Here is a 20683-nt window from a genome sequence, read left to right on the forward strand (position 1 = left end):
CAAGGTGCATTTACGCCTATGAAGCCTTCTATCGTTGCCAAACTGGAAGCCCTGCATGAACGCCATGAGGAAGTTCAGGCGTTGCTGGGTGATGCGGGAACCATCGCAGACCAGGAACGTTTTCGCGCGCTGTCGCGTGAGTATGCACAATTAAGCGATGTTTCTCGCTGTTTTACGGACTGGCAACAGGTTCAGGAAGATATCGAAACGGCACAGATGATGCTCGACGATCCTGAAATGCGTGAAATGGCGCAGGAAGAACTGCGCGAAGCAAAAGACAAAAGTGAACAACTGGAACAGCAGCTCCAGCTTTTGCTGCTACCCAAAGATCCGGACGACGAGCGCAACGCGTTCCTCGAAGTGCGCGCCGGCACCGGCGGCGACGAAGCGGCGCTGTTTGCCGGCGATCTGTTCCGCATGTACAGCCGCTACGCCGAAACCCGTCGCTGGCGGGTAGATATCATGAGCATGAGCGAAGGCGAACACGGCGGTTATAAAGAGATCATCGCCAAAATCAGCGGCGACGGGGTTTATGGGCGACTGAAGTTTGAGTCCGGCGGTCATCGCGTCCAGCGCGTACCGGCAACGGAGTCACAAGGACGTATCCATACCTCTGCCTGCACCGTCGCGGTGATGCCGGAACTGCCGGAAGCAGAACTACCGGATATTAACCCGGCCGATCTGCGCATTGATACCTTCCGTTCCTCGGGGGCGGGCGGTCAGCACGTTAACACCACCGACTCGGCGATCCGTATTACTCACCTGCCGACCGGCATTGTGGTGGAGTGCCAGGACGAACGTTCGCAGCACAAAAACAAAGCGAAAGCGCTCTCTGTGCTCGGCGCGCGTATTCGCGCGGCGGAAGTAGCGAAGCGCCAGCAGGAAGAGGCCTCCACCCGCCGAAACCTGTTAGGCAGCGGCGATCGCAGCGACCGTAACCGTACCTACAATTTTCCACAGGGGCGGGTCACCGACCACCGTATCAACCTGACGCTGTATCGCCTGGACGAAGCGATGGAAGGCAAGCTGGATATGCTGATCGAGCCCATCGTGCAGGAATACCAGGCTGACCAACTGGCGGCGCTGTCCGAGCAGGAATAATGAATTTTCAACACTGGTTGCGTGAGGCCATAAGCCAGCTACAGGAAAGCGATTCGCCACGTCGTGACGCCGAGATCCTGCTTGAATATGTCACCGGCAAGGGGCGCACCTGGATTCTGGCGTTTGGCGAAACGGAATTAACCGACGCCCAGCGCCAGCAACTGGCTGCGCTGCTGGCGCGCCGTCGCCGTGGCGAACCGATCGCCCATCTGATCGGCGAACGGGAATTCTGGTCACTGCCGCTGTTTGTCTCGCCAGCCACCCTGATCCCGCGCCCGGATACCGAATGTCTGGTTGAACAGGCTCTGGCGCGTCTGCCCGCTGCGTCATGCCGGATCCTGGATCTGGGCACCGGTACCGGGGCGATTGCGCTGGCGCTGGCTTCCGAGCGCCCTGACTGCGATGTCACGGCAGTGGACCGGATGCCGGAGGCCGTTGCACTGGCGCAGCGAAATGCCACCCGACACGCCATCACAAACGTCAGAATCCTGCAAAGCGACTGGTTCAGCGCCTTAGCCGGGAACCGGTTTGAGATGATTGTCAGCAACCCGCCGTACATCGATGAGCAGGATCCGCATCTTTCGCAGGGCGACGTTCGCTTTGAGCCGCTGACGGCGCTGGTCGCGGGCGATCAGGGGATGGCGGACATCAAGCATATCATCGACCGTGCGCGCGCCGTTTTGATGCCGGAGGGCATGTTGTTACTGGAACACGGCTGGCAGCAGGGGACAGCGGTGCGCGACGCTTTTGTCCGCGCGGGCTATCACGACGTGGAGACCTGCCGGGACTACGGCGATAACGAGCGGGTGACGCTGGGACGCTGGCGACCGTGAGCAGTTTTACGCTTTTGCTTACCCTCCACTTGCTGAGCATCGCCCTCTCAGTCAGCCTGTTTGTGCTGCGTTTCTGGTGGCGGGAAAGCCATTCTCCGCAGGCTGATGCCCGCTGGACGCGAGTTGTACCGCCCGTTGTTGATACGTTCCTGTTACTCAGCGGTATCGGCTTAATCGCTAAAACGCACATCCTGCCATTCACCGAACAGGGCTCATGGCTGACTGAGAAGCTGTTTGGCGTTATCATTTACATCGTTTTGGGTTTTATCGCGCTTGATTACCGTCGGGCGCGCAGTCGGCAGACGCGGTGGATCGCGTTTCCGCTGGCGTTGGTGGCGCTGTACATCATCGTTAAACTCGCCACCACAAAAATATCGTTACTGGGGTAAGTCATGAGATCGTTAGCTGATTTCGAATTTAATAAAGCGCCACTGTGCGACGGAATGATTCTGGCGTCGGAAGCCATCCGCCTGGATTTTCCCTCACAAACTGTCTACGACGAGCTGGAACGTCTGGTCAGCCTGGCGCAAGAAGAAATTAGCCAGCTCCTGTCTCAGGATGAGCAACTGGAAAAATTGCTGGCACTTTTTTACGGCGAATGGGGCTTTACTGACAGCCGCGGCGTCTACCGTTTGTCCGATGCATTATGGCTTGACCAGGTCCTGAAAAACCGTCAGGGCAGCGCGGTGTCGCTGGGCGCGATCTTACTGTGGGTCGCCAACCGCCTGTCATTACCGCTGGTGCCGGTCATTTTCCCGACGCAGCTTATTTTGCGCATTGAGTCGCTGGAAGGGGAAATGTGGCTGATTAATCCCTTCAACGGCGAAACGCTGAATGAGCATACGCTGGAAGTCTGGCTGAAAGGCAATATCAGTCCGGTCGCGGAACTGTTTAACGAAGATCTGGACGAAGCCGATAACGCGGAAGTCATTCGCAAGCTGCTCGACACGCTGAAATCCTCTCTGATGGAAGAACAGCAGATGGAACTGGCGCTGCGGACCAGTGAAGCGTTGCTGCAATTTAATCCGGAAGATCCGTATGAAATACGCGACCGGGGATTAATCTATGCGCAACTGGAATGTGAACACGTGGCGTTGACCGATTTAAGCTATTTCGTTGAACAGTGTCCGGAAGACCCGATCAGCGAAATGATTCGTGCGCAGATTAATAACATCTCGCACAAGCAAATTGTTCTGCATTAATTTATCGACACTCTTACTCACCATTAAGGCGATCCTATGAAACAAAAAGTGGTTAACATTGGCGACATCAAGGTAGCGAACGATCTGCCGTTCGTGCTGTTTGGCGGCATGAACGTGCTGGAATCCCGCGATCTGGCGATGCGCATTTGTGAGCACTACGTAACCGTGACCCAGAAGCTGGGTATCCCTTACGTGTTCAAAGCCTCTTTTGATAAAGCCAACCGTTCCTCTATCCACTCTTACCGTGGTCCTGGCCTGGAAGAAGGGATGAAAATTTTCCAGGAACTGAAGCAGACCTTTGGCGTAAAAGTGATCACCGACGTTCACGAAGCGAGCCAGGCGCAGCCTGTTGCTGATGTGGTGGATGTCATTCAGTTGCCGGCGTTCCTCGCCCGTCAGACCGATCTGGTGGAAGCGATGGCGAAAACCGGCGCGGTGATTAACGTGAAAAAACCGCAGTTTGTTAGCCCGGGCCAGATGGGAAATATCGTGGATAAGTTCCACGAAGGCGGTAACGATAACGTTATTCTTTGCGATCGCGGCGCTAACTTCGGCTATGACAACCTGGTCGTGGATATGCTGGGCTTCAGCGTGATGAAAAAAGTGTCCGGTAACAGCCCGGTGATTTTTGACGTGACGCACGCGCTGCAGTGCCGCGACCCGTTTGGCGCGGCAAGCGGCGGTCGTCGCGGTCAGGTGACCGAACTGGCGCGTGCCGGTATGGCAGTGGGTCTGGCCGGCCTGTTTATTGAAGCGCATCCGGATCCGGACAACGCTAAATGTGACGGTCCGTCCGCGCTGCCGCTGGCGAAGCTGGAACAGTTCCTGGTGCAGATGAAGGCGATTGACTCCCTGGTGAAAAGTTTCAACGAACTGGATACCGAGAGCTGAGTTTCGCTGAGAGAAAACCGCAAGCGCAATGCCGTTCCGCTGACGTGAACGGCATTGCGGTATTCAGTACGGGCGCCGTCAGAAGGCTATCGCCACGTTGAGCTGGCCCGCGACGCCATCATCGCTGTGCGTATCGGCGGTGAGATAATCCACCCGAGTGCCGACGGTGATAGTGTTAAAGGTCGCGCTCAGTTGCAGGCCCGCTTTATAAAGCGCTTTGCTGCCGAAGGCCGAGGTTTGATCGACGCCCAGCCCATAGAGCGTGGCATGACTGCTCGTCGATTTATCATTCAGCATCCGCTCATAGCCCAGCGCAATGCCCGGTTTCAGCGTCCAGTTTCCCACCTGCTGCGGCAATATCCCGATCCCTAAGTCAGCCGTCAGGCTGGTTTGCGTCTGGTTCACACCATCCACGTCGAGCGCCGCTTCACTGCCGCGTTCACGAAAGCCGTCGAGGGTTAAATGCGTCACCTGCACGCCGATGGCCGGGTCGAGAGTCAGCGTTGAAACGGTACTGAACCAGCCGAGAGAGGCTCGTCCGCTGTAGAACTGGCCGTGGGTATCGCCCGATGCGGCGCCCAGCCCGCCGCCGAGACGGCGGTCGCTCTGGTAGTCGATATACCCGGCGCTGCCCTGCAGACCGACCCAGGGGCCGCTGTCCAGCGAGGAGAGCGCGTAGCGTGCGCCGAGTCCCAGCGTCGGGGTATGGGTTTTCACCTTGCCGCCTGCCGAAGAGATACTGCCGTCGCCATAGCCAATCGAGGCGTTTGCCGCGCTGCGCGCGTTGAAGCGATGAGTGACGCCGACCAGCGTTCCCCAGCTGTGTTCGCTGCTGGAGCTGGCTTCACTGCTCGCATCCGTTCCCAGATAGGTCGCCAGCCCCTGCAACCAGACCTGAGACTCTTCGTCCTGAAGGCCGCGGGCGGAAATCACCGGGGCGAGCGCATCGTACAGGCGTGACGGCTGGCGCAGCAGATAGCTGCTGGCGTCGGCGAAAACCTGTCCGCCAATCTGTTTTTCAACCCCGCCGAGGGAGTCTTGATCGATAGCGCTTTGCAGATAGTAGTTATATGCCGTGTCACGTCCCGACAGCGGGGAGTCCTGCAGGGCGTTCAGCAGCGACGCCCCCTGCGCAGAGTTGCCGCTGAAGCCGGATTCGCCGGGCAGCGTCTGATAGCGCACCATTTTGCCGCGCAGTACATAGATCGTCGCCTGATCGAGGCCGAGGCCCGTTTTCAGATAGTTGTCCATCGACCCGTAGCTGGCGATAACGCTATCCAGCCCGGCCTGCAGCCAGCTGGCGCGAACGCCCATCAGCGCGCCGTAAGTATCGCGCATGGATGTCGGCATCGTGGCAAGCGTCGCACTGATACGATCGGCGGTGTAGTCGTTGGTCGCCAGATAGTTTGCCATGATATCCCTGTCGCTGACGCCCGCGATGGTTTGCAGCACGGCGCTGACCCAGCCGGTACGATCTTTGCCCGCGGTGCAGTGGAACAGGGCGGCGTCATCTGCGGCGGCAAGCTCGCGGAAAACCTTGCCCAGACCCTGACGGGCGTAGTCGCTGGTAACGAAGCTGCGCTCGCCGTCCTGCATCATTTTGTCGATGTCGCTGACGTTCATATTGTTGAGATCGATGACGAAGGCGCCGTTATTACCGATTAAATCGACGGCGACATAACGGCTGCCCGCCGGCAGTGTGTCGGCCTGAGCGGTGATTTCTGCCGGGGAGCGCAAATCAACGACCGTGGTGACCTGCAGATCCTCCAGTGCCGCCAAATCGTTTCCTGTCGGCGTCAGGGCGTTTGAGCGATAGAATACTCCCGCACGCATTACGCCGTTATGGGCGGTGGTATAGGCGGTGGTTAGCCCGGCGATATCGCGGAAGTTGTCGATACCGCTTAGACGTGGGGTATTGAGTAAAAGATCTGCAGCCTGCGCGTTGACGCAGGTGAAAAGAACAAGTGCTGTAAGCGGGCTCAGGGATGCTTTCATGACCAAACTCCTTGTCTGTTAACGTTAACAGGCGCGGAGTATAGGGAGCATGCGTGAACAATTTGTGACGGTTCGGCAATTTAACTGCGAAAATAGATTAATGATTACAGTCGGTTAATGGGTGATACAGCAGTCGTTAACCCTCAGGCCAGGCGATGTCGCGAAACATCGGCCCGGCCGTCGCTGGTCCGTCAGGCGAAAATCGTCATCAGATAGGCGGCAAACAGCGCCAGGTGCGCTGCGCCGTTCAGCACATTCGTCCTTCCCGTTGAGAACGAGATTTGGCACAGCAGCAAAGAGGCCACCATCACCACCATTTCCGGAGCGCCTAAGCCGAACAGCAGCTCGTTACCTGTTGCCCACGCAATCAGCGTCACGACGGGTACCGTCAGTGAAATGGTCGCCAGCACCGAGCCGAAGAACAGGTTCATCGCCCGCTGTACCTGATTATTCAGCACCGCTTTCAGCGCGCCAAGCCCTTCCGGGGAGAGGATCAGAAGCGCCACGAGGAAGCCGGTAAACGCCACCGGGGCATTCATTTCCGTCAGCAAGGTTTCCAGCGGATTCGCGTTCATTTTAGTCACGGCGATCACGGCAACCAGATGTACAATCAGCCACGCCGCATGCCATATGTTGCTGTGTGCGGAGGGTTTACCATGGTGCGGATCGTCGTCATCGCCTTCGTCTTCATGCTCATAGACAAACAAGCTCTGGTGCGTCTTGGTCTGAATCAGCAGGAATACGCCGTACATCGCCGCGGAAATCAGGGCCACGAGCAGCGCCTGACTGGTGGAGAAGTTGGCGCCGGGCAACGCCATGGGAAAGACCAGCACAATAATGGCCAGCGGAAACAGAGCAATCAGATACTGCTTGATGCCATAGAGATTCATATACTGCGTGGCGAATTTACGTCCGCCGAGCAGCAGAGAAAAACCGACCAGTCCGCCGGTGACGATCATAATGATGGAATAAAGCGTATCGCGCATCAGCGTTGGCGCAGCGTCGCCGGTGGCCATTAATGCCGATATCAGGCTGACTTCAAGAATAACTACCGACAGGCTTAAGATAAGCGAGCCGTAAGGCTCACCGAGGCGGTGGGCTAATACATCGGCGTGACGAACCACGCTAAACGCGCTACTCAAAATCCCAATCAGGGCAAGAATATTAATACCGATCACCGCTGGTAGTGACTGGCTGCTCCCCCACAGGAACAGCACTACCAGCGCCAGAACCGGGAAAATAAGCGATGTCTCCTTGTGGCGGGTTTTCACCGCCTCCTGTGCATGTGTCATTCATACTCTCCATTAAAGTGATGCAGGCAAACTGTCGTTATAAATGTAATAAAGATGATAAAAAATAACAGAAAACGTAAGGTTGTAGGGGCATTTTTACGAAATTTTACCCCAACTCTCCGTTTTAATTGTGAAACGATAAAAAGAAGCGCTTTTGTTTATAGAATAATTCAATAACAGTGAGTTAGATAAAGTGTTTTAGCAAAACATCCACCTGGGTGGCGAAATAAAGGGGCGTTGACCACACTTAAGGTTTAGCCGAAAGAGGAGGCAACCATGCCGTATAAATCGAAAAAAGATTTGCCGGACAGCGTACAGAATGTGTTACCCGCTCATGCTCAGGATATTTATAAAGAGGCTTTTAACAGCGCCTGGGATCAGTACAAAGACAAGGCGGATCGGCGGGATGACGCCAGCCGCGAAGAGACAGCGCACAAGGTCGCGTGGGCGGCGGTCAAAAATGATTATGAAAAGGGCGATGATGATAAATGGCATAAAAAATCATAAGCGCTTCAAATGTAAGGTTTAACAAAATGACCGTGTTCAGTCGCTTCGCGAATCGTGCTGCCTGACCCTGTCGCCGCCTTGCAAGCGGCCCGCGAATTGCATATTGTCCTGCTGTTGGTTTCAAAATGAGCAGTTAAAAGGCCCGGAAGGCGTCAAAAGTTGTCGCAGGGAAGTAGGCAGTGGCGGAGGTGTAAGGTGTTAACGCGTGATTTCTTGATGAATGCCGATTGCAAAACGGCATTTGGCGCTATTGAAGAATCACTCTTATGGTCGGCAGAGCAACGTGCGGCGTCCCTTGCGGCGACGCTGGCCTGCCGACCGGACGACGGACCGGTGTGGATCTTCGGGTATGGATCATTGATGTGGAACCCGGCGTTGGAGTTCGATGAGTCGTGTACCGGTACGCTGGTGGGCTGGCACCGGGCCTTTTGCCTGAAGCTGACCGCCGGACGCGGGACTGCCTGCCAGCCTGGACGGATGCTTGCACTGAAAGAGGGCGGACGCACCACTGGCGTGGCCTATCGCCTGTCGGATATCTCGCTTGAACAAGAATTGACTCTGCTATGGAAGCGCGAAATGATCACCGGCTGTTACCTGCCAACCTGGTGTCAGCTGGCGCTGGACAATGGTCGCACGGTGAACGCGCTGGTGTTTATTATGGATCCGCGTCATCCGTTGTATGAGTCGGACACGCGCGCGCAGGTGGTTGCGCCGCTGATCGCCAAAGCCAGCGGTCCGCTTGGCACCAATGCGCAGTATCTGTTTTCGCTGGAACTTGAGCTGAAGAAGCTGGGCATGCAGGATGATTGTCTGAACGATCTGGTGGCGAACGTGCGGGGGCTGTTAGAGGAAACGCTGCCCGAAGGGGTAATGCGTCCCGGCTTCGCGTAGCGCCAGGTTATTTTGCCCGGTCAGCGTCAGCGTCAGCGCGGCCGGGCTTATAATTATCAGGCTGCGATATAGCTGATGGAATGTTCCAGCGACTGGCTGTGACTGTCGATTAGTACATTCCAGACGCCGGTGTAAGGGACGGTCAACCACGCGTTATCACGATCCTGCACGCTTAAAATGTCGGTCTGCGTGTCTTTTACGTGTTTTTTCTCGCTCATCAGGTGGATGTGACAACGCTCCGAGCAGCGCACCACTACGGTATCCCCACCAAATAACTTCAGACTTGCTTTCACTAATGCCATTTTTCACCCCGTTATTGAAAACAACCCACTTCCTCGCGGAAGTATTGCGTGATGTTGTTCACATTTCACTCAGTGCATAACACCAAAGAGTGAGTCGGGGAATGCTGATTTTGATCAAAAAATGGCATAACGATTAAACAAAAATGACAAAATCGGGCGAAAAAGCGTGATCGGGCGCACTTACTTTTGCGGGAAATGCGCCACGGGAAGATTAAATTCGGCAATTCCCGGTCGTTACAGCAAGCCGGGCTGCGCAACCGTCAGAAGGTGAGTACTTTATCGGCAGCCAGCGTCCACTGCGCCAGCTCCACCAGCGTGCCGACTTCCACGCCGTCGATCAGCGGCAGAGCGGTGATCCCGCGCCCGTCGGCGCAGGTTTTGCACAGCTTCACCGGTACGTTCTGGGCGGTGAGGATCTCAATCATCTGCTGAATATTATACCCTTCCGCCGGTTTCTGGCCGCGCAGTCCTGCCGTGACGGCATCTGACATCAAAAACAGTCGGAGGTCGAGTTCGGGCGACTGTTCACGTAACGCAATGGCGAGACGCAGGCTGTTAAACAGGGACTCACTTCCGTAGGCCGCACCGTTGGCGACGATCGTTATCTTTTGCATTTTAACTCCTGTTGTCTGAAGGGGCATGGATATTGCTTACTCCTGAATAAATCTGTTATCCGGGAGAGCTGACATGATGACAAACGTGGAAACGCCAGGGGCGACGCAATGGTTCCGCTACGCGCGCCAGCTTGAAAACACGCAGCTTCGGCAACTGGCGCAGTCCGGAAAACTGGTCTCGCGCATCAGCCATCTGGTGCATATGCTACAGTGCGAACGCGGGGCTTCCAACATTTGGTTATGCTCTCAAGGCACGCTGTATGTGGCAGAAATCCGTGCCAGCCGGGCGCTGGTGGATGAGGAACACCGGCGGTTGCAGCACCTGTTACAGGACTATTTGCCGACAGCCAACAGCGCGCTGTGTCATCGCATTGCCAGCGCGGTATGGTGTCTTGAGCAATTACCGGCGCTGCGCGATAGCGTCAGCGGACGCAATCAGCCCGCGCTACAGGCGATGGAACAGTACAGCCGACTGTTACGCCATTTACTGAGTATCGTGCCGGAGCTTAACGACAGTATCGATCATCCGCACGTCGCCGGAGGTTTAGTCGCCCTGTACAGCTTTATGCAGGGAAAAGAGCTGGTTGGCCAGGAGCGGGCGCTGGGGGCGATAGGCTTCACCCACGGTGAATTTAGCCCGCAGATGCGTCAGGAACTGGTTGATCGCATCGATGGTCAGCAGCTCTGCTTTGACACCTTTCTTTCACTGGCGTCCCCGGCGGTGGTGCATCAATTCCGCCAGTATGGCGAGGCGGAAGGGGCGGTCGAACAACTGCGACGCCATGCCTGTACCCGCCAGCCTGACGCCGACAACGGCACAAGCGCGTTACGCTGGTTTACCCTTCAGACTCAGCGCCTCGAGCAGTTGCGCGCTATCGAAGAAATGCTGATTGCTGAGTTGATGAACGCGGTAGAGCGTCGACTGAACCAGCAAGAGTGCGCACTGCCGCTGGAAAGCTGGCTCAACGACGCCGCCGCGGATACCTTCTCGCTGCGGCGCGATAAACAGTTACTGCTGGTGGTGCGCCAGCAGGCGCGACAGCTGGAGCAGCTCAGTGGGCAGTTGGCTTCGCTTCAGGACTCGCTGGAAGAGCGCAAAGTGATTGATAAAGCGAAAAGCGTGTTAATGAATCACCAGCAGCTCAGCGAAGAACAGGCCTGGCAAACGCTGCGCAAAATGGCGATGGATAAAAACCAGCGAATGGTGGATATCGCCCGCGCAGTGCTTACCGTGAAATCGCTGATGCAAAGCGCGCGCTAAGACACGCTGCACGGTGAATGGGCAAACGTTGCCTGTTTGCGGTGCAGCGCGGTGACACACTACACCGTTTGTCCGCCAGACAGGCCTCTGCAAAGTTGGCATCTGAATTGCAAATCGTATTACAGACATTTTAGCGACGGACCAACGGCGGTCTGTTCGTTTTGAGGATAAAGGCGTCCTGCAATGCGTTGGCATTGCCGGGCGCTTTTTTTTTCCATGGGGAGCGGATATGGAGAACAACACGGTTTCGTTAACGCGCAGGCGACTGCTTCAGGCCAGCGCTGTGCTGGGCGCAACCTGCCTGCTGCCGGGGGCGATGTCAGCAGTCTGGGCGGCAGGGTCGGACAAGCCCGAGCAGGCAACAGTGAGAGTGGGATTTATTCCGCTGACTGACTGTGCGCCGGTGATTATCGCCGCCCTGAAGGGCTTCGATAAAAAGTACGGTATTACCCTCGTACCCACCAAAGAAGCCAGCTGGGCTGCTGTACGCGACAAGTTGGTTTCCGGCGAACTGGACGCCGCCCACGTGCTGTATGGCCTGCTGTACGGGCTTGAACTGGGAATAGCCGGCAAAGCGCAACCGATGGCGAACCTGATGACGCTGAATCAGAACGGTCAGGCGATCACGCTTTCTGCGGAATTACAGGCGCAGGGCGTCACCGATGCGGCGGCGCTGAAAAAGAGGATCGCCGCGCAGGCGCCCGGTACGTTTACCTTTGCGCATACCTTCCCGACAGGCACCCACGCCATGTGGCTGTACTACTGGCTTGCCAGCGCGGAGATTAATCCGTTTACCGATGTCCGGACTGTGGTTGTTCCACCGCCGCAAATGGTGATGAACATGCGCATCGGAAACATGAGCGGTTTTTGCGTCGGCGAACCGTGGAACGCACGAGCGATTAACGATCGGATCGGGTTTACCGCCGCTACCTCGCAGGCGATCTGGCCCGATCATCCGGAAAAAGTGCTCGGCACGCGCCGCGCATGGGTGCAACAGAACCCACATACCGCGCGGGCGCTGGTCAGCGCGGTGCTGGAGGCTTCGCGCTGGATTGACGCGTCGGAAGGGAATAAACGCGAAACGGCGCAGATCCTCTCTCGTCGGGCGTGGCTGAATACCAAAGAACAGTATCTGACCGGGCGCATGCTGGGGGAATACGACAACGGCGCAGGGCGTCGTTGGCAGGATCCGCATCCGATGCGTTTCTTCCGGGAGGGTGAAGTGAGCTTTCCCTGGCACTCCGACGGCATGTGGTTTCTGACCCAATTCCGTCGCTGGGGATTGCTGAAGGACGCGCCCGACTACGCCGCCATTACCGCGCGCGTCAACCGTACCGACATCTGGCGCGACGCCGCCACCGCCATTGGCGGCGGCATAACCGCGCCTTCTGGCCTGTTGCGCAGCAGCACGCTGCTGGACGGTTCCGTCTGGGACGGGCGCGAGCCGGAAACCTACGCCACCCGTTTCTCGCTTAACCGTATGGGAGTCTGATATGCAGAACAACACACAAAAGAAAGTGGCTGAACCCGTCGTGGCAGACGTGGTCGTCCTGCCGCCGGTACAGGTCCGCAGGCGCGCGTCTCCGCTTTCCGGCTGGTTGCGCCATGGGGTGCAGCGAACGGTGCCGGCGGGGCTGGGAATCGGCCTTCTGCTGTTCTGCTGGCAGCTGGCGGCCATCAACAGTAAAGGCTTTCCCACGCCGCTCAGCACCCTTGACTCGGCGCTGACGCTATTCGCCGACCCCTTTTACAATGGCGGACCCAACGACATGGGGATTGGCTGGAACGTGCTGGCGTCGTTACAGCGGGTGGCGACGGGCTTTGGCCTTGCCGCGCTGGTCGGGATCCCGCTGGGCTTTCTGATTGGCCGCTTCACCTTCTTCTCAAACATGTTTTCACCGCTTATCGCGCTGCTGCGCCCGGTCAGCCCGCTGGCCTGGCTGCCTATCGGCTTGTTGTTGTTTCAGAAAGCGGAACCCGCTTCAAGCTGGACCATTTTTATCTGCTCGATCTGGCCGATGGTCATCAACACCGCAGAAGGCGTGCGGCGCATTCCCGCTGACTATCTCAATGTCGCCCGGGTGCTACAGCTGTCCGAGTGGACGATCATGCGCCGCATTCTATTCCCCGCCGTTGTGCCTGCCGTTCTGACCGGCGTTCGACTGTCTATCGGCATCGCCTGGCTGGTGATTGTCGCTGCCGAAATGCTGACCGGGGGGCTGGGTATCGGCTTCTGGATCTGGAACGAGTGGAACAACCTCAATGTGGAAAACATTCTCATCGCTATCGTGATTATCGGCGTGGTTGGCCTGCTGCTGGAGCAGGGACTGATGCTGATGGCGCGGCGTTTTAGCTGGCAGGATAAATAGGAGGCAAACATGAAACCGTTAATACAGATACAGGCGGTCAGCCAACGCTTTTCAACCGCCAGCGGCGAGTTTCTGGCGCTGCAAAATGTCTCCTTTGACATTCACGAAGGGGAAACCGTCAGTTTGATCGGCCACTCCGGTTGCGGTAAATCCACGCTGCTGAACCTTATTGCCGGCATCACATTGCCCAGTGAAGGCGGGTTGATTTGCGATAACCGCGAAATTGCCGGACCGGGGCCGGAGCGGGCGGTGGTGTTTCAGAATCATTCACTGCTGCCATGGCTGACCTGTTTCGACAACGTGGCGCTGGCGGTGGATCAGGTCTTTCGTCGCACCATGAGCAAAGCCGAGCGGCGCGACTGGATCGAACACAATCTGGCCCGCGTGCAGATGGGCCACGCCATGCGCAAACACCCCGGCGAAATTTCCGGCGGCATGAAGCAGCGCGTGGGGATCGCAAGGGCGCTGGCGATGAAGCCGAAAGTGCTGCTTATGGATGAGCCGTTCGGCGCGCTTGACGCACTGACCCGCGCGCATTTGCAGGACACGGTGATGCACATCCAGCAGTCGCTCAACACCACTATCGTGCTGATTACCCATGACGTCGACGAGGCGGTACTGCTGTCTGACCGTGTGCTGATGATGACCAACGGTCCGGCGGCGACGGTAGGCGAGATTTTAGCGGTGAATCTGCCGCGCCCGCGCCATCGCGTGCAGTTGGCGGACGACAGCCGTTATCACAGCCTGCGTCAGCGGGTGCTCCATTTCCTCTACGAAAAACAGCCGAAGGCGGCGTAAGGAGGAACAGATGACGCGACTGGTGATTATCGGCAACGGTATGGCGGCCACCCGACTGGTGGAAATACTCGTTGCCGACGAACGGCGTCCGTATCGCATTACTCTGATTGGCGATGAGCCGCAGCCTGCTTACAACCGCATCCTGCTGACGCCGGTGCTCGGTGGCGAAAAGCCCTTTGCCGAAACGGTGCTGCACGCGCCGCAATGGTATCGCGACCACGGTATTACGGTACTGAACGGGGAGGCGGTGATCGCCGTCGATGTCCGCGCCAGAACGCTTACCACCACCCGGCGCAGCCTGGGCTGGGATGAACTGGTTTTTGCCACCGGTTCCGACCCTTTTATCCCGCCGGTTGAGGGGGCTGACCAGGCGCATGTCACGGCGTTCCGCACCGTCCAGGATGTAGAAAAGATCCGTCAGGCAGGTGGCCCCGCGATAGTACTGGGCGGCGGAGTGCTCGGGGTAGAAGCCGCCGCGGCGTTACGCTATTCGTGTGACAACGTCACGTTGGTGCACCGGGCAGATCGTCTTATGGAACAACAGCTTGACCATCAGGCCAGTGCGCTACTGGAAGCGCAACTCACCACCCGCGGGATCCACTGTTTCCTTTCATCCGGCATCGCGCGTATTGCAAAACAGACCGTGACGCTACAGGACGGGCGGGTATTGGCGGCAAATCGGGTGATTATCGCCACCGGCGTGAAGCCCAATATTCGTCTGGCGCAGGAAAGCGGTATTGCGTGCCAGCGCGGCATTGTTGTTGATGCGCAGTTACGTACCAACATAGCGAATGTCAGCGCCATGGGCGAGTGCTGTGAAATCAACGGTCAGACATGGGGGCTGGTCGCGCCATGTCTGGCGCAGGCGGCGGTGCTGGCGGCCCGTCTTTGTGGCGCGCCGCAGGACGATTTTCGCTGGCAGGAGTCGGGAACCCGCCTGAAAGTGACCGGCATTGACCTGTTCAGCGCAGGCGCGGTGGAAACCCTTCCCGGCGACGAGGTGTATTCCAGCCTTGATCCACTCAGCGGACATTATCGGCGTCTGCTTATTCGTGGCGGCAAACTTGCCGGCGCGTTACTGATGGGCGATTGCCGCAGCGCTGCGCCGTTTACCGAACTGCTGGCGCAGCGCGCGACGGCACATCCTGACTGGTTATTCGACCACTTTGACACGCAACCGACGGTTGCAGGACTAAAGACGATGACAAAACCGACGCTGGCCGTTGTGGGACACGGAATGGTAGGCCACCATTTCCTTGAGCAGTGCGTAAGCCGCAACCTGCATGAGCAGTATCAGATTGTGGTATTCGGTGAAGAGCGCCACGCCGCCTATGACCGGGTACATTTGTCGGAATACTTTGCCGGACGTAGCGCGCAGTCGCTGTCGCTGGTGGAGGAGGACTTTTTTATCCGCTACGGCATTGAATTACGACTGTCGCAGCGCGTCGTCGCTATCGACAGGGAGAGGCGGATAATTCGTACCGCCAGCGGTCATGAAACCCACTGGGATAAGCTGGTGCTGGCTACCGGATCGTATCCGTTCGTGCCGCCGGTCATGGGCAATGATTCGCCTGGGTGCTTTGTTTACCGCACGCTGGACGATCTGGACGCCATTGCGGCGAAGGCCAAAGCGGCGCGTCGTGGGGTTGTGATCGGCGGCGGGTTGTTGGGGCTGGAAGCGGCAAACGCGCTGCGCCAGCTTGGGCTGGAAACGCACGTTGTTGAATTTGCGCCAAACCTGATGGCGGTACAGCTGGATGACGCTGGCGCGGCGATGTTGCGCGAAAAAATCGACGCGCTGGGCGTAGGCGTGCACACCGCGAAAGCGACCACCGGGATTGTGACCTCGGCGGACGGTCTGATCCTGCATTTTGCCGATGGCGAGCGTCTGGAAACCGATATGGTGGTCTTTTCTGCCGGGATCCGCCCGCAGGATGCGCTGGCGCGCGACGCCGGATTAGCCGTCGGTGAACGCGGGGGGATCCGCATAGACAGCCGGTGTTTGACCTCTGATGACGCCATTTACGCCATTGGCGAATGCGCGCTCTGGGAAGGGCGGATTTATGGACTTGTTGCGCCGGGGTATCAGATGGCGCGAGTGGTTGCCGCCGGACTGGCGCAGGAGTCGGCGTGTTTTAGCGGCGCGGACATGAGCACCAAACTGAAACTTCTGGGCGTGGATGTCGCCTCGTTTGGCGACGCGCAGGCCCGCACGCCAGGCGCAAAAAGCTACCAGTGGACCGACGGTCCTGAGCAAATCTATAAAAAAATCGTCGTTAGCGCCGACGGCAAAACGTTGCTCGGCGGTGTGCTGGTGGGGGACGTGGGCGACTACGCCACGCTGTTGCCGATGATGCTGAACGGGATTGCGCTTCCCGCCCGGCCGGAGTCGCTGATTTTACCTGCGCTTTCCGCTGGCGCGCCTGCCGCCCTCGGCGTGGCGGCGCTTCCGGACAGCGCGCAGGTTTGCTCCTGTCATAACGTCAGCAAAACGGATATCTGCCAGGCGGTCAGCGCGGGCGCAACCGATATCCCCGCGCTTAAGCAGTGCACCAAGGCGGCGACCGGCTGCGGCGGCTGTAGCGCGCTGGTTAAACAGGTGATGGAACATCAGCTTGCCGCTCAGGGCGTGGAGGTCAAAAAGGATATCTGCGAACACTTCTCGTATTCGCGTCAGGAGATCTATCACCTGGTGCGGGTTAACCGGATCCATACCTTTGAGCAATTGATTAGTCGCTACGGACAGGGCCACGGCTGCGAAATTTGTAAGCCGCTGGTCGGTTCGGTGCTGGCCTCGTGCTGGAACGACTATCTGCTGAAGCCTGCGCACAGGCCGCTACAGGATACCAACGATCGTTTTTTCGCCAATATTCAGAAAGACGGCACCTATTCGGTCGTGCCAAGAATGGCGGCGGGAGAAGTGACGGCTGACGGGTTGATCGCGATGGGCGAGATCGCCAAACGCTATCGGCTGTACAGCAAAATTACGGGCGGTCAGCGCATCGATCTCTTTGGCGCGCGACTGGAGCAACTGCCGGATATCTGGCGCGACCTGATTGCCGCCGGATTTGAAACCGGGCACGCCTACGGCAAGTCGCTGCGGACGGTGAAATCCTGTGTTGGCTCGACCTGGTGTCGCTACGGCGTACAGGACTCCACCGGACTGGCGGTGAGGCTGGAGCATCGCTATAAAGGGCTGCGCGCGCCGCATAAAATCAAAATGGCGGTGTCCGGCTGTACCCGTGAATGCGCTGAAGCACAGGGCAAAGATGTCGGGGTTATTGCTACCGATAAGGGCTGGAACCTGTACCTGTGCGGCAATGGCGGCATGAAACCGCGTCACGCCGATCTGTTTGCCAGCGATATGGACAGCGACACGCTGATACGCACCATCGATCGCTTTCTGATGTTCTACATTCGCACGGCCGACCGCTTACAGCGTACCAGTACCTGGATGGATAATCTCGAAGGCGGCATTGCTTACCTGCGCGAGGTGATCCTCAACGATAGCCTGGGCATTGCCGACGAGCTGGAGCAGGAGATGGCGCGCGTGGTGGAAAGCTACCAGTGTGAGTGGCAAACCACGTTGAACGACCCGCAGCAGTTGGCGTTGTTCCGGTCAACCCTCATCAGCCAGCCGCAGGAGGAAAACCAGCGACCCTGGCAGGCGGTGTGCGACGTTGAGGCGATCCCGGAACGCCTGGGCGTCGGCGCGCGACTGGGTGAGCGGCAGATTGCGCTGTTCCGCTTTGGCGAAACGGTGTTCGCGCTGGACGATCGCGAGCCGGGCAGCGACGCCAACGTGCTTTCCCGCGGCATTCTGGGCGACGCCGGCGGCGAACCGATCGTCATTTCACCACTGTATAAACAGCGTATTCGCCTGCGCGATGGCCGTCAGTGCGACAGCGGCGAACCGATGGTACGCGCGTGGCCGGTGAAAGTGGAAGGCGGGACGGTGTGGGTCGGCAATCAGGCGCTGCTGCTGCGCGCGGAGGCATCATGAGCGAAACCCGAACCACCTGTCCTTACTGCGGCGTTGGCTGCGGGGTAATTGCCGAGGTAAGCGAAAAGGGCGTCATCGTAAGAGGCGATCCGTCGCATCCGGCAAACTATGGGCGGCTGTGCGTGAAAGGCGCAGCACTCGGCGAAACCACCGGGCTGGCGGAACGTTTACTGCACCCGACCGTGGACGGTGAAGTCACCGACTGGCAGCAGGCGCTGGATACCGCAGGCCATCGGCTGCAGGCGATTATTGACCGTTACGGTCCGAAGGCGGTCGCGTTCTATGCCTCAGGTCAGCTGCTTACCGAAGACTATTACGCGGCGAACAAGCTGATGAAAGGTTTTATCGGCGCCGCTAATATCGACACCAACTCCCGTCTTTGCATGTCGTCGGCGGTAACCGCCTACAAACGCGCCTTTGGCGCCGACGTGGTGCCGTGCAGTTACGAGGACGTCGAGCAGAGCGAACTGGTGATCCTGGTCGGCTCAAACGCCGCCTGGACGCATCCGGTACTCTACCAGCGCCTGGCGCAGGCAAAGGCCGACAACCCGTCGATGCGGGTGGTGGTGATCGATCCGCGCCGTACGCCCACCTGTGACATCGCCGACCTTCATCTTCCTCTCGCGCCGGGCAGCGACGGCGGGCTGTTTGTCGGTCTGCTCCACGCGCTTCAGCAACGTGGGCTGGCGAACAGCGACTTTGTCGATGGTCAGGCGGCGCTGGCGCTGGCTGACGAATGGCCGCTGGCGCGGGTGGCGGAATTTTGCGAGCTGGAACGGCAGACCGTCGCCACCTTCTATGACTGGTTTCTCAGCGCCCGGACCGCCATCACGCTTTACTCCATGGGCATTAACCAGTCGGCCAGCGGCAGCAACAAGTGTAATGCTATTATCAACGTTCACCTCGCCAGCGGAAAGGTCAACCGCGCAGGCTGCGGCCCCTTTTCGCTGACCGGACAGCCAAACGCGATGGGCGGTCGCGAGGTCGGCGGACTGGCGACCCAGCTTGCCGCTCACATGGATTTTGAACCCGCTGACGTGTCGCGCGTCGCCCGTTTCTGGGGGACGGAACGCCTGGCGCAAACGCCGGGGCTGATGGCGGTCGATTTGTTTGCGGCTATCGCCAGCGGCGAGGTCAAAGCGGTGTGGATCATGGGCACCAATCCTGCGGTGTCGCTACCGGACAGCCATGCGGTATGTCAGGCGCTGGCGGCGTGCCCACTGGTGATTGTCTCTGAGGTAATGGAAAAGACGGATACCAGCCGTTATGCGCATATCCGTTTTCCGGCGCTGGCGTGGGGGGAAAAAGACGGCACAGTAACCAACTCCGAACGGCGGATCTCGCGCCAGCGGGCGTTTTTACCCGCGCCCGGCGAAGCGCGCGCCGACTGGTGGATTGTGGCGCAAATGGCGAAACGACTGGGATTCGCCAGCGCATTTGCCTGGCAGGACGCGTGGCAGGTCTTTCGCGAACACGCCGCGCTTTCCGGGTTTGAAAATAACGGTGAGCGGGCATTTGATATCGGCGCGCTGGCGGCACTCAGCCGTGAACAGTGGCAGGATCTGACGCCTGTACGCTGGCCGGTAAGCCGCACGCAAGACGCGCCGCCGGCATGGCGGCGTCTGCGGATGGTGCCGGTTGCGCCGCAGGTCATGAATACCTGCGGCGATCCGCTGTATCCGCTGGTGCTCAATACCGGGCGCATTCGCGACCAATGGCATACGCTGACCCGCACCGGAAATGTCCCACGCCTGATGCAGCATATCAGCGAACCGACCGTCGAGCTGTCGCCGCAGGATGGCGCGCGACTTCAGCTTGTTGACGGCGCTCTGTGCCGGATCCATTCGCCGCGCGGCGTGATGGTCGCAAGGGTGATGATACACCCCGGTCAGCGCGAGGGGAGCGCTTTTGCACCTATGCACTGGAACAATCAGTTTGCCCGTCAGGGGAGGGTGAACGCGCTGGTCGCGCCGGTGTGTGACCCGCATTCCGGTCAGCCGGAAAGCAAACAGACGGCGGTGCGTATCACCCCGTGGCAGCCGCGCTGGCAGGGGGAGTTGTTCTGCCGCGATCCGCTGACGCTACCGCCTTATGTTCACCGCTGGCGAAAAGCCACGCGATGCGGGCTGCGCTATACGCTGGCTGCCGATCGTCCCGTTACCGACTGGCTGGAAAATCACTACACTGAGCAGGGCTGGCAGATACAGCGGGCCACGACGCCGTACGGGCAGCATCTGCTCGCCTGGCATCAGGGAAGGCTGATGTCCGGGTTCTGGTCAGGAACGGTACTGCCTGCGCTTGATGAGGCGCTGATCGTCTCCGCTTTTCGCCAGCCGCCGGAAACCGCCAGGGCGCGCCATGCGCTGCTGAGCGGAAACGCTGACAGCGAGCAAGCCGATCCGGGGGCGATCGTCTGCAGTTGCTTTAGCGTCGGGGAGAAAACCATTGCTCAGGCCATAGGTCAGGGTTGCGACTCGGTGGCGGCGTTGGGGTTAAGCCTGCGCTGTGGTACGCACTGCGGCTCCTGCGTACCGGAGCTAAAAGCGATTCTGGCGCGGATGCTTCCCTGCAAAGCGTAAGGATTATCCTGAAAGTGTGAGAAAGCCTGCAAAACGGCGAAAAAT

Annotated in this window: 17 protein-coding genes; 13 read left to right on the top strand and 4 right to left on the bottom strand. The window is 58.6% G+C overall.

Features of this window, described 5'->3' with window-relative positions; genetic code table 11:
• Nucleotides 1-18: 18 nt before the first annotated feature.
• The 5 genes from prfA to kdsA are packed head-to-tail and all read left to right on the top strand — an operon-like array spanning nucleotide 19 to nucleotide 4027.
• On the top strand, nucleotides 19-1101 hold the full coding sequence (gene prfA, locus JY391_RS10000) for a peptide chain release factor 1 (RefSeq protein WP_211935662.1): 1083 nt from the start codon (nucleotides 19-21) through the stop codon (nucleotides 1099-1101).
• On the top strand, nucleotides 1101-1934 hold the full coding sequence (gene prmC / locus JY391_RS10005) for a peptide chain release factor N(5)-glutamine methyltransferase (RefSeq protein ID WP_211935663.1): 834 nt from the start codon (nucleotides 1101-1103) through the stop codon (nucleotides 1932-1934). The genes prfA and prmC overlap by 1 nt, the downstream gene beginning before the upstream one ends.
• On the top strand, nucleotides 1931-2323 hold the full coding sequence (gene sirB2, locus JY391_RS10010) for an invasion regulator SirB2 (RefSeq protein ID WP_042283628.1): 393 nt from the start codon (nucleotides 1931-1933) through the stop codon (nucleotides 2321-2323). The genes prmC and sirB2 overlap by 4 nt, the downstream gene beginning before the upstream one ends.
• A 3-nt stretch (nucleotides 2324-2326) precedes the next feature.
• The gene (gene sirB1, locus JY391_RS10015) at nucleotides 2327-3136 is read left to right on the top strand and encodes an invasion regulator SirB1 (RefSeq protein ID WP_042283626.1); all 810 of its coding nucleotides are present in this window, start codon (nucleotides 2327-2329) and stop codon (nucleotides 3134-3136) included.
• A gap of 36 nt (nucleotides 3137-3172) precedes the next feature.
• The gene (gene kdsA, locus JY391_RS10020) at nucleotides 3173-4027 is read left to right on the top strand and encodes a 3-deoxy-8-phosphooctulonate synthase (RefSeq protein WP_211935664.1); all 855 of its coding nucleotides are present in this window, start codon (nucleotides 3173-3175) and stop codon (nucleotides 4025-4027) included.
• Nucleotides 4028-4105: 78 nt separating this feature from the next.
• Here kdsA and JY391_RS10025 read toward each other — a convergent pair whose 3' ends face one another.
• Both JY391_RS10025 and chaA read right to left on the bottom strand, forming a co-directional pair.
• The gene (locus JY391_RS10025) at nucleotides 4106-6022 is read right to left on the bottom strand and encodes a tyrosine-protein phosphatase (protein ID WP_211935665.1); all 1917 of its coding nucleotides are present in this window, start codon (nucleotides 6020-6022) and stop codon (nucleotides 4106-4108) included.
• 191 nt (nucleotides 6023-6213) lie between these two features.
• Nucleotides 6214-7314 (bottom strand): sodium-potassium/proton antiporter ChaA, encoded by a 1101-nt coding sequence (chaA, locus tag JY391_RS10030; protein ID WP_181823072.1) that lies wholly within the window; start codon nucleotides 7312-7314, stop codon nucleotides 6214-6216.
• A gap of 276 nt (nucleotides 7315-7590) precedes the next feature.
• Here chaA and chaB point away from each other — a divergent pair, with 276 nt between their 5' ends.
• Nucleotides 7591-7821 carry a putative cation transport regulator ChaB gene (gene chaB / locus JY391_RS10035; protein ID WP_042283612.1) on the top strand — a complete coding sequence of 77 codons (231 nt, stop codon included), beginning with the start codon at nucleotides 7591-7593 and terminating at the stop codon, nucleotides 7819-7821.
• Between the two features lie 195 nt (nucleotides 7822-8016).
• The gene (locus JY391_RS10040; RefSeq protein WP_211935666.1) at nucleotides 8017-8712 is read left to right on the top strand and encodes a gamma-glutamylcyclotransferase; all 696 of its coding nucleotides are present in this window, start codon (nucleotides 8017-8019) and stop codon (nucleotides 8710-8712) included.
• 56 nt (nucleotides 8713-8768) lie between these two features.
• On the opposite strand, the gene JY391_RS10045 is transcribed toward JY391_RS10040, so the two are convergent.
• Nucleotides 8769-9014 carry a DUF1883 domain-containing protein gene (locus JY391_RS10045; RefSeq protein WP_042283606.1) on the bottom strand — a complete coding sequence of 82 codons (246 nt, stop codon included), beginning with the start codon at nucleotides 9012-9014 and terminating at the stop codon, nucleotides 8769-8771.
• A gap of 260 nt (nucleotides 9015-9274) precedes the next feature.
• The gene (locus JY391_RS10050; protein ID WP_211935667.1) at nucleotides 9275-9628 is read right to left on the bottom strand and encodes a DsrE/DsrF/TusD sulfur relay family protein; all 354 of its coding nucleotides are present in this window, start codon (nucleotides 9626-9628) and stop codon (nucleotides 9275-9277) included.
• Between the two features lie 73 nt (nucleotides 9629-9701).
• Here JY391_RS10050 and nasR point away from each other — a divergent pair, with 73 nt between their 5' ends.
• The 6 genes from nasR to JY391_RS10080 all read left to right on the top strand — a co-directional run bounded on the left by nasR (nucleotide 9702) and on the right by JY391_RS10080 (nucleotide 20638).
• Nucleotides 9702-10889 carry a nitrate regulatory protein NasR gene (gene nasR, locus JY391_RS10055; RefSeq protein ID WP_120714936.1) on the top strand — a complete coding sequence of 396 codons (1188 nt, stop codon included), beginning with the start codon at nucleotides 9702-9704 and terminating at the stop codon, nucleotides 10887-10889.
• Nucleotides 10890-11118: 229 nt separating this feature from the next.
• A complete protein-coding gene (locus JY391_RS10060) occupies nucleotides 11119-12381 on the top strand; it encodes a CmpA/NrtA family ABC transporter substrate-binding protein (protein ID WP_229264100.1) in 1263 nt (420 codons plus the stop codon).
• Between the two features lies 1 nt (nucleotide 12382).
• Nucleotides 12383-13258: a nitrate ABC transporter permease gene (gene ntrB, locus JY391_RS10065; protein WP_060571315.1), complete on the top strand. Its 876-nt coding sequence runs from the start codon at nucleotides 12383-12385 to the stop codon at nucleotides 13256-13258.
• A gap of 9 nt (nucleotides 13259-13267) precedes the next feature.
• Nucleotides 13268-14056, top strand: a complete 789-nt coding sequence (locus tag JY391_RS10070; protein ID WP_211935668.1) for an ABC transporter ATP-binding protein — start codon at nucleotides 13268-13270, stop codon at nucleotides 14054-14056.
• 10 nt (nucleotides 14057-14066) lie between these two features.
• Nucleotides 14067-18059 (top strand): nitrite reductase large subunit NirB, encoded by a 3993-nt coding sequence (gene nirB / locus JY391_RS10075; RefSeq protein WP_211935669.1) that lies wholly within the window; start codon nucleotides 14067-14069, stop codon nucleotides 18057-18059.
• The gene (locus JY391_RS10080; RefSeq protein ID WP_211935670.1) at nucleotides 18056-20638 is read left to right on the top strand and encodes a nitrate reductase; all 2583 of its coding nucleotides are present in this window, start codon (nucleotides 18056-18058) and stop codon (nucleotides 20636-20638) included. The genes nirB and JY391_RS10080 overlap by 4 nt, the downstream gene beginning before the upstream one ends.
• Nucleotides 20639-20683: the final 45 nt, after the last annotated feature.

The organism is Citrobacter sedlakii (assembly GCF_018128425.1).
Classification (GTDB): Bacteria; Pseudomonadota; Gammaproteobacteria; order Enterobacterales; family Enterobacteriaceae; genus Citrobacter_A; species Citrobacter_A sedlakii.